The 13,855-nt window shown below is 65.6% G+C and carries 11 protein-coding genes; 6 read left to right on the forward strand and 5 right to left on the reverse strand.

Annotated elements, in window-relative coordinates; translation table 11 throughout:
- Positions 1 to 62 precede the first annotated feature (62 nt).
- Complete coding sequence (locus tag NMD1_RS12710) at positions 63 to 890, forward strand: flagellin (RefSeq protein WP_124807970.1); 828 nt, start codon at positions 63 to 65, stop codon at positions 888 to 890.
- 171 nt (positions 891 to 1,061) lie between these two features.
- A complete protein-coding gene (locus NMD1_RS12715) occupies positions 1,062 to 2,687 on the forward strand; it encodes a lysine--tRNA ligase (protein WP_125955030.1) in 1,626 nt (541 codons plus the stop codon).
- A gap of 87 nt (positions 2,688 to 2,774) precedes the next feature.
- On the opposite strand, the gene NMD1_RS12720 is transcribed toward NMD1_RS12715, so the two are convergent.
- Together NMD1_RS12720 and NMD1_RS12725 are read right to left on the reverse strand one after the other, a co-directional pair.
- On the reverse strand, positions 2,775 to 4,685 hold the full coding sequence (locus NMD1_RS12720; RefSeq protein WP_125955031.1) for a DUF885 family protein: 1,911 nt from the start codon (positions 4,683 to 4,685) through the stop codon (positions 2,775 to 2,777).
- Positions 4,676 to 5,353, reverse strand: coding sequence for a 2OG-Fe(II) oxygenase (locus NMD1_RS12725; RefSeq protein WP_125955032.1), 678 nt, complete (start codon positions 5,351 to 5,353; stop codon positions 4,676 to 4,678). The genes NMD1_RS12720 and NMD1_RS12725 overlap by 10 nt, the downstream gene beginning before the upstream one ends.
- A 486-nt stretch (positions 5,354 to 5,839) precedes the next feature.
- Here NMD1_RS12725 and NMD1_RS21555 point away from each other — a divergent pair, with 486 nt between their 5' ends.
- On the forward strand, positions 5,840 to 6,043 hold the full coding sequence (locus tag NMD1_RS21555) for a winged helix DNA-binding protein (protein WP_233497598.1): 204 nt from the start codon (positions 5,840 to 5,842) through the stop codon (positions 6,041 to 6,043).
- A gap of 158 nt (positions 6,044 to 6,201) precedes the next feature.
- Here NMD1_RS21555 and NMD1_RS12735 read toward each other — a convergent pair whose 3' ends face one another.
- Both NMD1_RS12735 and ettA read right to left on the reverse strand, forming a co-directional pair.
- A complete protein-coding gene (locus NMD1_RS12735) occupies positions 6,202 to 7,275 on the reverse strand; it encodes an RcnB family protein (protein WP_125955033.1) in 1,074 nt (357 codons plus the stop codon).
- Positions 7,276 to 7,468: 193 nt separating this feature from the next.
- Positions 7,469 to 9,142 (reverse strand): energy-dependent translational throttle protein EttA, encoded by a 1,674-nt coding sequence (gene ettA, locus NMD1_RS12740; protein ID WP_124807964.1) that lies wholly within the window; start codon positions 9,140 to 9,142, stop codon positions 7,469 to 7,471.
- A 135-nt stretch (positions 9,143 to 9,277) separates the two neighbouring features.
- On the opposite strand from ettA, the gene NMD1_RS12745 reads away from it, so the two are divergent.
- Complete coding sequence (locus NMD1_RS12745; RefSeq protein WP_125955034.1) at positions 9,278 to 10,615, forward strand: M28 family peptidase; 1,338 nt, start codon at positions 9,278 to 9,280, stop codon at positions 10,613 to 10,615.
- A 120-nt stretch (positions 10,616 to 10,735) separates the two neighbouring features.
- Here NMD1_RS12745 and NMD1_RS12750 read toward each other — a convergent pair whose 3' ends face one another.
- A complete protein-coding gene (locus NMD1_RS12750; RefSeq protein ID WP_125955035.1) occupies positions 10,736 to 11,983 on the reverse strand; it encodes an acetyl-CoA C-acetyltransferase in 1,248 nt (415 codons plus the stop codon).
- A gap of 183 nt (positions 11,984 to 12,166) precedes the next feature.
- On the opposite strand from NMD1_RS12750, the gene NMD1_RS12755 reads away from it, so the two are divergent.
- Positions 12,167 to 13,378, forward strand: coding sequence for a M20 family metallopeptidase (locus NMD1_RS12755; protein ID WP_125955036.1), 1,212 nt, complete (start codon positions 12,167 to 12,169; stop codon positions 13,376 to 13,378).
- Positions 13,375 to 13,809 (forward strand): hotdog fold thioesterase, encoded by a 435-nt coding sequence (locus NMD1_RS12760; protein ID WP_125955037.1) that lies wholly within the window; start codon positions 13,375 to 13,377, stop codon positions 13,807 to 13,809. The genes NMD1_RS12755 and NMD1_RS12760 overlap by 4 nt, the downstream gene beginning before the upstream one ends.
- Positions 13,810 to 13,855: the final 46 nt, after the last annotated feature.

The following is a 13,855-nucleotide window of genomic DNA, read 5'->3' on the forward strand; positions in this document are numbered from 1 at the left end:
TTGCCCCGGGACCAGCAGGTCCGCGCCGGATCGTTCCGGCAGACAGAGTGGAGGTACTTGTCATGACCGTTATCAATACGAACATCAACGCGATACGCGCGGCGAACGCATCCAACAGCGCAACCAAGACCCTGGGCCTTTCGATGGAGCGCCTGTCCACCGGCATGCGCATCAACAGCGCCAAGGATGACGCGGCCGGCCTTGCCATCACCACGTCCATGACCTCGCAGATCAAGGGCATGAGCCAGGGCATCCGCAACGCCAACGATGGCATCTCGCTGGCGCAGACCGCCGAAGGCGCGCTGGGCGAAGTGACCAACATGCTCCAGCGCATCCGTGAGCTGGCGAACCAGTCGGCTTCGGGCACCTATCAGGACACCACCGACCGCGTTTACATGCAGACCGAAGTGACCGCGCTGACCGAGCAGATCGGCAGCGTCTTCAGCACGGTCAAGTTCAACGGCAACGCGCTGTTCAGCACCACGGCCGGCACCGACGTGTCGATCGACATCCAGGCGGGGGCCAACAGCGGCGATACCGTGACGCTGACCAGCACGGCCATCGACGGCACGAACCTGGCCGCAGCCGCGCTCGACGTCACCACGGCGGCCAAGGCCGTGACCACGATGAGCAACGTGGAAGCCGCGCTTTCGGATGTCAGCGCGACGCGCGCCTCGCTGGGCGCGGGTCAGAACCGGCTGGAATCGGTGGTGAACAACCTCACCAGCAACGTGACCAACTTGTCGGAAGCGCGTTCGCGGATTCAAGACACCGATTATTCGGCCGAAACCACGGCGCTAGCGAAGTCGCAGATCCTCAGCCAGGCCTCGACCGCCATGATCGCACAGGCCAACCAGGCCCAGCAGACCGTCCTGACGCTGCTGCGCTAATGGCTCTCCCCCGCGTCTTGCGCCGCAGCGTGGCCGCCCCGCACCCTGGCGGGGCGGCCGTTCTTTTTTTGGGTTGCGCGGCGCGGTGTCCTTCCCACGATCGGGCCACGTCGTCAGCGGCGCCAGCTTTTCCTTGCGCAAGCGGGGCAGGCGGGCGAAAGGACGCCCGCTATGACCGACACCGAAACCCGTCCGCCGTCCGTGCTCGAAGCCGCGCAGGTCTCCAAGGCCTGGCCGTTCGAGGAAGCCCGCAAGATCGTGAAGCGGTATCCGGGCGGCAAACGCGATGCCGCCGGAAATCTGGCGCCCGTGCTGTTCGAGACGGGCTATGGCCCCTCGGGCCTGCCGCACATCGGCACGTTCCAGGAAGTGCTGCGCACCACGCTGGTCCGCCGCGCCTATGAAGCGCTCACGGGCGGCCATCCCACGCGCCTCGTCGCCTTTTCCGACGACATGGACGGGCTGCGCAAGGTGCCCGACAACGTGCCCAACAAGGGCCTGCTCGCCGCCTATATCGGCCATCCGCTGTCGCGCATCCCCGATCCGTTCGCCACGCACGAAAGCTTCGCGCACCACAACAACGCGATGCTGCGCGCGTTTCTGGACCGCTTCGGCTTCGACTACGAATTCGTCTCGGCCAGCGACCGCTACAATGCCGGCGGTTTCGACGATGCGCTGAAGAACGTGCTGCGCCATTACGACGCGATCATGGGCATCATGCTGCCCACGCTGCGTGAGGAACGGCGCAAGACCTATTCGCCGGTCCTGCCGGTTTCGCCGACCAATCATCAGGTGCTGCAGGTGCCGGTTGACGTGGTCGATGCGGAAGCGGGCGTGATCCGGTTCGAGGACGTGACCGGCGAGATGGTCGAACAGTCGATCCTGGGCGGGCGCTCCAAGCTGCAATGGAAGGTCGACTGGGCGATGCGCTGGGTGGCGCTCGGCGTCGATTACGAGATGTGCGGCAAGGACCTGACCGACAGCGTCACGCAGTCGGGCCGGATCGCGCAAGTGCTGGGTGGGCGCCGGCCCGAAGGACTGATCTACGAGCTGTTCCTGGACGAGAAGGGCGAGAAGATCTCCAAGTCCAAGGGCAACGGGCTGACCATCGAGCAGTGGCTTGACTACGGCAGCGAGGAAAGCCTGGGATTCTACCTGTTCCGCGAGCCCAAGAGCGCGAAGTCTCTGCACGTTGGCATCATCCCGCGCGCGGTGGACGAATACTGGCAGTTCCGCGAGAAGCTGCCCGCGCAGCCGATCGAACAGCAACTGGGCAACCCGGTGTGGCACCTGCTGCGCGCCAACGGCGATGCCGCCGGGGCGGGCGAGAAGCTGCCGGTCACTTATGGCCTGCTGCTCAATCTGGTGGGCGTGCTCGGCGCGGGCGCGACGCGCGAACAGGTCTGGTCGTATCTTGCCAACTATGTGGAGGATGCCGATCCCGCTGCGCATCCCGCGCTCGATACGCTGGTGACCTGCGCGCTGGCCTATAACCGCGATTTCATCGCGCCCACGTTGCAGCGGCGCAAGCCGGAGAACGGCGAGATCGCGGCGCTGACCGCGCTGGACGAGGAACTGGCCGCCGCCAGCGCCGACACCACCGCCGAGGAATTGCAGAACATCGTCTACGAGATCGGCAAGGACCCGCATTACGGCTTCGAGAGCCTGCGCGACTGGTTCAAGGCGCTTTACGAGACGCTGCTCGGCTCCAGCCAGGGGCCGCGCATGGGCAGCTTCATCGCGCTCTACGGCATCGAGAACACGCGCAAGCTGATCGCCGAGGCGCTGGAAGGCTGAGCGCTTCTGGCCCAACCCGCCAGGGGTCGAGTGCTCCACGAACTCCCTTCCCGCTTGCGGGAGGGGCTCGGGATGGGCGTCGTGACGCTATCCCCGCTGCCCCGCGATCCAGCGGTCGACCTTCGCTTCCAGAACCGGCATGGGCAGCGCGCCGCTGCCCAGCACCTGATCGTGAAACGCGCGAATGTCGAAGCGCGGGCCGAGTTCCGCTTCGGCCTTGCGACGCAGGCGCTGGATGGTGAGCGCGCCGATTTTGTAGGATAGCGCCTGCCCCGGATTGGCGATGTAGCGTTCGACTTCGGCGGTCGCATCGCTGCGACCCATGCCGGAATTGGCCAGCATGTAGTCGATCGCCTGTTCGCGCGTCCACCGCTTGGCGTGGATGCCGGTGTCCACCACCAGCCGCATGGCCCGCAGCATCTCGTCGTCCAGTGTGCCCCAGTGCTGCATCGGGTCCTTGTAGAACCCCATCTCGTAGCCCAGCGTCTCGGCATAGAGCGCCCAGCCTTCGACATAGGCGGTATTGCCGCCGAAACGCTGGAAATCGGGCAGGCTGGCGTTCTCCTGGGCCAGGCTGATCTGGAAATGATGCCCCGGCGCACCTTCGTGGAGGTAAAGCGTGGTGATGCCGGTCAGGAAGCGGCTTTTGAGGTCGTAGGTGTTGTAGAAGAACACGCCCGGTCGACTGCCGTCCGGGGCGCCCTGGCTATAGCTGCCGCCGGCTTCGTAGCGCGCGCGATAGGCGGGGTAGGGCTGGATCAGCAGTGGCGTGCGCGGCAGGTGCAGGAAATAGCGCGGCGCCTGCGCTTCGACTTTGCGGCCCACGGCGCGAAAGCCCTCGGCAAGTTGCGCGTCGGTCCGCGGATGGTATCGGGGGTTCACCCGCAATTCGTCGAAGAACGCCTTGAGCGGACCGGCATAGCCCAGTTCCGTTTTCACCCCTTCCATCTCGCGCTGGATGCGCGCCACTTCACCAAGGCCCAGATCGTGCACTGCATCGGGATCGAGCGGCAGGGTCGTGTGATTGCGGATGAGCAGCCGATAGAGCCTGTCTCCGCCCTTCATCGCCCACAATCCGGCATCCTCGCGCGCGACAGGGTAGTATTCCTCCGCAAGGAAAGCCCGAAGTTTGTGATAAGCGGGGTACACCGATTGACTGATTGTCTGCCGGAAGGCGGCGGCGATGCGCCGTTTGGCGCCGGTGCCGTATCGCGCGGGATACTGCGCGACGGGCGAATAGAACGGGGATCGCTGGACCGGCTGCGCCAGGATCGTATCGATCTGCGCGATCATGTTGCGCACGGTCAGGCGGGATTCGATCGCGCCGCCCGCCATGCCTTCGCGGAAACGGGCGATGGCATGGTCGAAGACCTGCGGCAGCGCCCGGTCACGCGCCAGAAGCGCGTCGAAATCGGCGGGCGTTTCCAGCGGGACAGGCGTTTCGGACGAAGCAAGGCCGGGAAACTCGACGTGAAAGCCGCCGAAGTGGTTGAACGGCCGAACCGCGGTGAGCGCCTCCACCTGCGGAGCCAGCGCATCGCGTTCCTGGAGCTTGGCATCGCGGAACACGTCGTAGGAAATGCGGTGCGCGTCATCGAGCTGATTGCGATCGATCCTGTCCAGCCGGGCCAGCGTGGCAGCGTTGGTTTCGCGCAGGCGGTGGACGATTTCCGGCGTGAACAGCAGCAGGAAGCGGTCGAGCGGAATCTGTTCGCCCTGTTCCAGCGCACCGAGCGGGTCGAGCGCCTGTTCCGCCCGGCTGTCGTCCATGAACAACCGGTCGAGCGCCAGGGCTGCTTCGCTTTGCCGGACGAAGCCGGCCTTCGCGGTGGCTTGCGGGACGGGCCGATCTGCCAGTGGGGAGGTCTGCGGGGCGCTTGCCGCTGCCGTCAACCCCAGGGCAAGGACCAATGCGGTGCCGCGAAGCAGGCGCCAGCTTGCAGCCCCTCTTGCCGGAACCATCGGGTTTGCCGTGCCCGCCCCCCGGATCAGCCCCATGCGCGTGTCCGGTACCACTTGGTGAGGACGTACTTGGTGCCTTTGAGCACCGGCCGGCCGGCATGAAGGCTGTTGGGGTTGGGAGTGCCATCCACGGCCATGTTGTTCCACACCAGCAACGCGCCGCGTTGGGGGGGAATCGACAGGTCGACCTTTGGAAAATCGGTCGAGCCGCCTTCCTCGACGGCGTTGAGATAGGCCATGGCGGTCCAGCTTCGCTGACCCCCACGCCCCATCTCCCGATCCCAGAACGGCTGGTCCGGATTAAAATGGTCAAAATGGGGACAAAATTCCTGTCCGGGGGTGTAACGCTGCCCCTGAATCGTCTCTCCGGTGTCGGGGTCGAGCCCCACCAGGTCATCGATTCTGCGCTGCAACATCAGGGTGAACGGGTCCCACGGATCGACGTCGCCGGAGTAGCTCGTGCGGCCCCCGCTGCGGTTGCCATCGTAGGTAAGCGATGGGCGCGCGACGTCGTCAATGGTCGCGATCAGCCGCTGGCATTCCGCTTCGGAAAGGAAGTTGGAAACTCCATATATTTCAAGGCCTTCAACCGGAAGGCGATAGGCCGCGGGATCGGCATCCAGACGGGCGCGAACGGTCTGGCCGATACGCTTGAGAAGGGCGGCGTCCGGATGCGGACGGGACTTGCGAGACAGGGAGATCATGGGCGCCGCTTTCATGACCCAAGGCGGGACGGGGAGCAAGAGGCGTGGGCGCCTTGTGACGGATGTCACACCCCGCGTTCAGGGGCGATTTAAGGTTAATGCGGTTTTGATCCGATCCGGTGGCGAGCCGTTGCCAGTCAGGGCAAATACTGTGAATATTGGCGTAGGAAGAAGTCGTTAAATAAATACCGGGAAGTAGGAATCGAAGTCCTAACTTTGCGGAAGGGTCGAATTGGAATGCTATGCCTAATAGCGGGCAAGGAATTCTATGTTCTTCTTTCGCTAATTTGGGATGACCTACTTTTGATATAGGGAGGTCGTATTCCATTGGAAGCCCTGATCGATACTGAGGCCGAAGCTTATCGGCTCGCTCAAGCCCTGTATAACTTGCGCCGTAAGCGCGATTCCGCCCTGGGGCCAAGGCGGATTTTCGGCGAGCCGGCGTGGGATATACTTCTGGACCTGTACATCGCCAGCAAACGCGGCATGGAAATCCAGGTTTCCAGCGTGTGCATCGAGGCCGGTGTCCCTTCCACCACCATCCTGCGGTGGATTGCCCGACTGGAAAAGGAAGGCCTGCTTTACCGCAAGGCTGACCGGGGAGATGCGCGCCGCCGCTTCGTGCGCCTGACCGATGAAGGCCATGCCGTGATGCGGCGCGTGTTGCGCGCGATCGGGCCGATCAGCTGAGAAGCGGCGGACCGCGGTGATTCCCGACGGTCGCTGCGAGCCGTCGCTGGCGCGTTCCTGAAGCGTTCGACCCGCCGGTTGGCACGGGCCACCGGCGGGTCGTCGCGTCTTTAGAACCGGCGGTTTCCGGTCTGGATGTCACCAGAAGTATCTGGGCGTTACCAGAAGAAATCGTAGATCACGTCTACGACCTCGCCGGAATAGACATCTACCAGCAGGACGTCGTTGTAGTAGCGAACCCAGCGATAGGGGCCGTACACGTCCGGCAGACGATAGGACCACGGATCGTTGATCCAGTACTGGTTGCCGAAGAACACGCTATCCAGGAAGAAGCCTACCCTGAGGCGGCTGTACGAATACCCGCGATAGGGCGCATAGTAGGGCCGGGACCGGAAAATGCTGCGGTTTTCGGCACGATAGCCGCGCCAATCGTAGCGCCGGTCACGCCGCCAGTCGCTGTTCCAGCCACCGCCATTGTTCCAGCGTCCGCGGTCCCCCCGCCAGCTTTCACCCGAGCGCCAGCCGTCGTTGCCGCGCCAACCATCGTTGCCACGCCAGCGATTGTCCCGCCCGCGATCGTATCCGCGATTGTCGTTCCGCCACTGGCCGTTGCCATAATGGACGCCCACGCCATCGCGATAGGTCGGCCCGGGGCGGGTATTGTCGGGACGCGGGCCATCGGGCCGGCGACCGTCCGGGCGCGGGTTCGGATTGCCGCGCTGCCAGTCGCCATTGCGGCCTCCCTGCCAGCCACCCCCCTGCCAGCCACCCCCTTGCCAGCGATCACCGCGGTCCTGCGGCGCCGGACGGACACCACCATCGCCGCCTCCCTGCCAGGAGCGGGGCGCGCGTGGCGCCTGCTGCTGGGGCATGGAGGGTTGCGATTGAGGACGATTCTGGTTCCAGCCGCCCGGATTGCCGCCACCCCAGTTGCGTTGCGGCTGAGGTTGGGGCTGGGGCTGGGGCTGGGGCTGGGGCTGCGGTTGGGCCTGTTGCGGAGCGGGGCGATTCCAGCCGCCTCCACCGCCGCCGCCTCCACCATTGCTCCCTCCGTTCCAGCCGCCACCCCGGTTGCCACCACGGCCCGGACCGGGCTCAGTCCCGCGCGCCTCGCGCCCCGCGCCGCGCCAGTCGCCCTGCTGGGCGAAAGCGGCCGTGGGAAGCGCGGCCACCGTCGAGGCGAGCGCGGCCGCCGCCAGCAGGCTGTTCCTGAAGAATGTGATCCCGGCCATGGCCGCTCTCCGATGCACCTGTGGTCACGGCCCATCCCGTGACGTCATGTGACACAGTGTTACCGGAGTCGCGCTGTCGCGCCGCTGAACCGCTTGCAAGGGCATTCGTTCAGCTTTCCCGAAACGGCACAGCGAAACGGGGCGGGAACCGTGCTCCCGCCCCGCACCGTGTTTCAGGCTCCGCCGATGGAAATCAGCGTGTCAGTTTCTTGTAGGCCAGCGCGGTGGGCCGGTCGGCCGCGTCGCCCAGGCGACGGCGCTTGTCTTCCTCGTAAGCCGCGAAGTTGCCTTCGAACCATTCGACATGGCTGTTGCCCTCGAACGCCAGGATATGCGTGGCCAGACGGTCGAGGAAGAAGCGGTCGTGGCTGATGACCACGGCGCAGCCGGCGAAGTTCTCGATCGCGTCTTCCAGCGCCGCCAGCGTTTCCACGTCGAGGTCGTTGGTCGGTTCGTCGAGCAGCAGCACGTTGCCGCCGGCCTTAAGCATCTTGGCCATGTGCACGCGGTTGCGCTCACCGCCCGAAAGCTTGCCGACGTTCTTCTGCTGGTCCGGACCCTTGAAGTTGAACGCGCCGACGTAGGCGCGCGTAGACATGTCCTGCCCGTTGACCTTCATGTAATCGAGGCCATCCGAGATTTCCTGCCACACGTTGTTGGCCGGGTTCAGGTCGTCGCGGCTCTGGTCGACATAGCCGAGGTGGACGGTCGAACCGATTTCCACCGAACCGGTGTCTGGCACTTCCTTGCCGGTCAGGATCTTGAACAGCGTGGATTTGCCCGCGCCGTTCGGCCCGATCACGCCGACGATGCCACCGGGCGGCAGCATGAACGACAGGTCTTCGAACAGCAGCTTGTCGCCATAGGCCTTCGAGATGTTCTTCACCTCGATCACCTTGCCGCCAAGGCGCTCGGGCACCTGGATCACGATCTGCGCCTTGCCGACCGGACGGTTATCCTGCGCGTTCTGCAGTTCCTCGAACTTGCGGATACGTGCCTTGGACTTGGTCTGGCGCGCGGCCGGGGTCTGGCGGATCCACTCGAGTTCGCGCTGCAGCGCCTTCTGCTTGCCGCTTTCCTCGCGCTCTTCCTGGGCCATGCGCTTGGCCTTGGTTTCGAGGTAGGTCGAGTAGTTGCCCTCGTAAGGGAAGTACTTTCCGCGGTCGAGTTCGAGAATCCAGCCCACCACGTTGTCAAGGAAGTAGCGGTCGTGGGTGATCATCAGCACCGCACCGGCATAGTCCTTGAGGTGGTTTTCCAGCCATTCGACGGATTCGGCGTCAAGGTGGTTGGTCGGTTCGTCGAGCAGCAGGATCGAAGGCTTCTGGATCAGCAGGCGGGTCAGCGCGATGCGGCGCTTTTCACCACCCGAAAGGCTTGCCACCGACCAGTCGCCGGGAGGGCAGCGCAGCGCTTCCATGGCGATTTCGAGCTGGTTGTCGAGCGTCCAGCCATCGACCGCGTCGATCTTGTCCTGAAGCTCGGCCATCTCCGCACCCAAGGCGTCGAAGTCGGCGTCTTCCTCGGCCATTTCCATGCCGATCTGGTTGAAGCGCTCGACCATGTCCGCCGTCGCGCGCGCACCGTCCTTGACGTTTTCGAGCACGGTCTTGCTCTCGTCGAGCTGCGGCTCCTGCTCGAGATAGCCGACGGTGATGTTCTCGCCCGGCCATGCTTCGCCGGTGAAGTCCTTGTCGATCCCGGCCATGATCTTGATCAGGGTCGATTTACCGGCGCCGTTCGGGCCGACGATGCCGATCTTGGCGCCCTGATAGAACTGCAGGTTGATATTGTTCAGCACCGGCTTCTGTGCGCCGGGGAAGGTCTTCGTCATGTCCTTCATGACGTAGGCGTATTGGGCGGCCATGATCGTTCCTTGGTGGAATGGCGTGCGAACTCGGCACTTGATGCGGCCTCTAGCCAAGCGGGAAGGGCCGGGCAAGCGGGCGTTTTGGCGGATAGGGTGTTGGCAGGAGAGCACCCCAAAGATAGGAGAGGTTTCATGCGAAACAAGCTCCGCGCGCTCGCGCTCTCCGCCGCCTTCGTTCCCCTCGTTGCCGCGCAGGCGGAACCGCCGAAGGACGATGTCGCGTGGAACATCGTGGCGGGGCTGACCACCGATGTCGGCCCGCGCCTTGCTGGCAGCGAGGCAGAGGCCCGGGCACGGGTATGGGCGTCGGAAAAGCTGAAGGCGCTGGGCTTCCGCAATGTCGCGGTCGAGCCGTTTCCCATCCGCGGCTATGTGCGCGGCGTGGATCGCGCGCGGCTGGTCGCGCCGGTGCCGCAAAATCTGGCCGTGACCGCGCTGGGCTATAGCGGCACCACCCCGGATGCTGGGATCGAGGGCGAACTCGTCTATTTCCCCACACTCGACGCGCTGAAGGCCGCGCCGGACGGTTCGCTGGCCGGCAAGATCGCCTACATCGACCACGCCATGCGCGCGGCGCAGGATGGCAGCGGCTACGGCCCCTATGGCAATGCCCGGCGGCAGGGTCCGGCCATCGCCGCGCGCAAGGGCGCGATCGGCGTGGTGATCCGCTCGATCGGCACCGACAGCCACCGCAACCCGCATACCGGCGCCACCAACTGGCCCGATGGCGTGAAGCCGATCCCGGCCGGGGCGGTTTCGAATCCCGATGCTGATCTGATCGCGCGCACGGTGGCCGGCGGCAAGCCGGTGCGCATCGCGCTCACGCTAACCGGCAAGACGGCAGACAACCTGCCGTCCGGCAACGTGATCGGCGAACTGCCGGGCAGCGATCCATCGCTGCCGCCGATCCTGGTGGGCTGCCATCTCGATAGCTGGGATCTCGGCACCGGGGCCATCGACGATGCCGCCGGCTGCGCGATCGTGACGGCCGCCGCGCTGAAGGCGCAGGAAGGGGGCAAGCCCTTGCGCACGATCCGCGTGCTGTGGGCGGGGAGCGAGGAACTGGGCGGCTTCGGCGGCAAGGCCTATGCGGACAAGCATGGGGAACCGCACGCGCTGGCGATGGAAAGCGATTTTGGCGCGGATCGGGTGTGGCGCGTGATCACGAAGTTCGCCGCGGGCAACAAGGCGCTGGGCGATCGCATCGCCGTCGCACTTGCGCCGATGGGCATCGTCGCCGGCCATGGCGAGGTGGAGGGCGGAACCGACGTGGGCTTCGTGATCGCCAGGCAGAAGCTGGCCGTGGTCGATCTCAACCAGGACGGCACGCACTATTTCGACCTGCACCACACGCCCGACGATACGCTCGACAAGGTCGATCCGCAGGCGCTGGCGCAGAACGTCGCGGCGTGGACGGCGGTGCTCAAGGTCGTGGCCAACGCGGCGGAGCCGATCCAGCCGGTCGAATGACGCGCGGCATGTAAAGCGCGTCATCCCCGCGAAAGCGGGGATCTCGTGAGGTCGGGCGGTGCCTTGTTCCCCTGTAAAGGCCTGAGGCCCCCGCTTTCGCGGGGGCGACGGTGTACTGTATCAGATCCGTTCGATGATGATCGCGGGCGCCATGCCGCCGGCGGCGCACATGGTGACGAGACCATAGCGGCCGCCGGTGCGCTCCAGTTCGTCGAGCGCGGTGCCGATCAGGATCGAGCCCGTGGCGCCGATCGGGTGGCCCAGCGCCATCGCGCCGCCGTTGGGGTTCACCTTCGACCGGTCGAGGTCGAGATCGCGGATGAACTTTTCGGCGACCACCGCGAAGGCTTCGTTGATTTCCCAGACGTCGATGTCGTCCTTGGTCAGCCCGGCCTTGGCGAGCACCTTCTTCGCCGCCGGAACCGGGGCGTTGAGCATGAGCGTGGGATCGTCACCCTGGTTGGCGTAAGCAACGATGCGGGCGCGGGGCTTCAGCCCGTGCTTGTCGGCATAGTCCTTCGAGGTGACGAGGATGGCGGCGGCGCCATCCACCACGCCCGAGGAGTTGCCCGCGTGGTGGAAATGCTGGATTTCCACGTCGGGATAGCGGCGGTTGATCTGCTTGCGGAAGGTGGTTCCGCCAAGGTCGAAATCGGCCAGCCCGGCGAAGCTGGGCTTGAGCGCGGCGAGGCCCTCGGCGGTGGTTTCGGGGCGGGGGAACTCCTCGCGATCGAGCGCGACCGAGCCGTCCTCGTTATAGACCGGCACGACCGATTTGGCGAAGCGGCCTTCCTTGATCGCCACGTCGGCGCGCTGCTGGCTGACGAGCGCGAGAGCATCGAGCGCTTCGCGGCTGATGCCCTCGATCGAGGCGATCGCATCGCCGCAAACGCCCTGGTGCGATTGCGGGTGAATGGCGTCGAGCGCCGCGTTGCCCGAACCCATGCCCAGCGGCTTGATGCCGGCATTGGCCTGTTGCGCGCCGTGGGCGGCGGTGAAGCTCATCATTTCGGTGCCGCCGGCGATCACGCAGTCTTCCATGCCCGACATGACCGAGGCGCAGGCGAGGTTCACCGAGGTAATGCCACCGCCGCAGAACCGGTCGAGCGTGGTGCCGCTGGCGGTGATGTCATAGCCGGCGGCCAGCGCCGACATGCGGCCAAGGTCGCCACCCTGCTTGCCGACCTGCGACGAGGTGGACCAGATGATGTCGTCCACGGTGGACGTGTCGAGGTGGTTGCGGTCCTTGATCGCCTTGAGCACGGTGGCGGCAAGGTGCTGCGGATGCAGGTGCGAAAGCGCGCCCTTGCCGGGCTTGCCCACGCCGCGCGGCGTGCGGACGGCGTCGATGATATAGGCTTCGGCCATGGTCAGTCTCTCCCTGTGGCGGTGCCGGGCAACGGTGTCCGGCGGCTCGCTGGATGAAGTATTTAATCGATCGATTAATACGCGTGAGCGGTCTCTGCAAGTCCAATTCGCCGGGCGCAACCATGCGGCATCCGCATCCGCCCCTCTCGACACCGTTTCGGCGGCGTGCCTATGATGTCCGTCATGCTCACCGACCAACTGCTCGATCAGGCGCGTGGACTGTCCGAACGGATCGTCTCCTTGCGCCGCGCGATTCACGCCGAACCGGAACTGGGCCTGCAGACGCCGAAGACGCGCGACAAGGTGCGCGCCGCGCTGGCCCATCTGCCGCTCGAATGGCGGGAAGGGCCGTCCACCACCGGTCTTGTCGCCACGTTGAAGGGCGGCGCGGGGGAAGGGCGCACCGTGCTGCTGCGGGGCGACATGGATGCCCTGCCGATGCCCGAGGAAACCGGGCTGCCCTATGCCTCGACCATTCCCGGCGCGATGCACGCCTGCGGGCATGACACGCATACCGCGATGCTGGCCGGCGCCGTCGAGCTTTTGGCGGCCCGCCGGGAAAGCTGGGCGGGCGAGGTCCGCTTCATGTTCCAGCCGGGCGAGGAAGGCTGGCACGGCGCGCGCTTCATGCTCGAAGACGGTCTGCTGGGCGGCGATGATCGCCCGCTGCCCGAGGCGGCGTTCGCGCTGCATATCATGCCCAACAGCCCGCATGGCCTTGTTGCCGGGCGTGCCGGCCCGCTGATGGCCTCGGCCGACCAGTTCGAGATCGTGGTTCGGGGCAGCGGCGGCCACGCCTCCATGCCCCATTACACACTCGATCCCGTGCCGGTGGCCTGCGAGATCGTGACCGCGCTGCAGGCCATGGTCACGCGCAAATTCCCGGTCGCCGATCCCGTCGTCGCCACCGTGGCCAAAGTGGAAGCGGGCACGGCGCACAACGTGATTGCCGATACCGCGACGCTGGGGGGCACGCTGCGCACGCTCTCGCCCACCAACCGCGAGGCTCTGCGCGAGGGATTGCGCACGCTGGCAACGCATATCGCCGCGGCGCACGGTATGACGGCAGACGTGACGCTCACGCCCGGTTTCCCGGTTACGGTCTGCGATGCTCGCGCGGTCGATCTTGGCGAAAAGGTGGCGCGGCAATTGCGCGGGCCGGATGCGTTTCACCGCCTGACCGACCCGATCATGGGGGCGGAGGATTTCTCCTACGTGCTGGAAAAGGTGCCGGGCGCGATGTTCTTCCTGGGCGTTGCGCACGAGGGGACCGACTGGCGGCACGCCTGCGGCATCCATTCGACGCGGATGGTTGTGGATGAGGCTGTTCTTCCATTGGGAACGGCATTGCTGGCGGGATGTGCCGAGGCGTTTCTGGCGGAAGGTTTCGCATGATCTGGTGGAATGGGGCGATGCCCTCGCTCGAGCGGCTGACGCGCATGGGCACGAAGGCCATGCCCGCGCTGCTGGGTATCGAGTTCGACGATTGCGGGCCGGACTGGATCCGGGCGCGAATGCCGGTGGACGAACGCACGCACCAGCCGTTCGGGCGGCTGCATGGCGGCGCTTCGGTGGCACTGGCGGAAACAGTCGGCTCGATGGCGGCGGCGATGACCGTCGATCCGGACAAGTTTGTCGGGGTCGGGATGGAGATCAACGCCAACCACGTTCGTCCCGTCCGCGATGGATGGGTCTATGCGACAGCCCGGCCGGAGGCGCTGGGCAGAACCACGCACGTCTGGTCGATTCGCATCGAGGACGGGGAAGGCCGGCTGGTGTGCGTTTCACGCCTGACCGTGGCGATCATTCCGCTCGACCGGAAGTAACGTGCCGCCAACTATCAACACGGTCGCTGTCAAAATTTACCGTGTG

It is taken from the genome of Novosphingobium sp. MD-1 (genome assembly GCF_001014975.1).
GTDB lineage: Bacteria > Pseudomonadota > Alphaproteobacteria > Sphingomonadales > Sphingomonadaceae > Novosphingobium.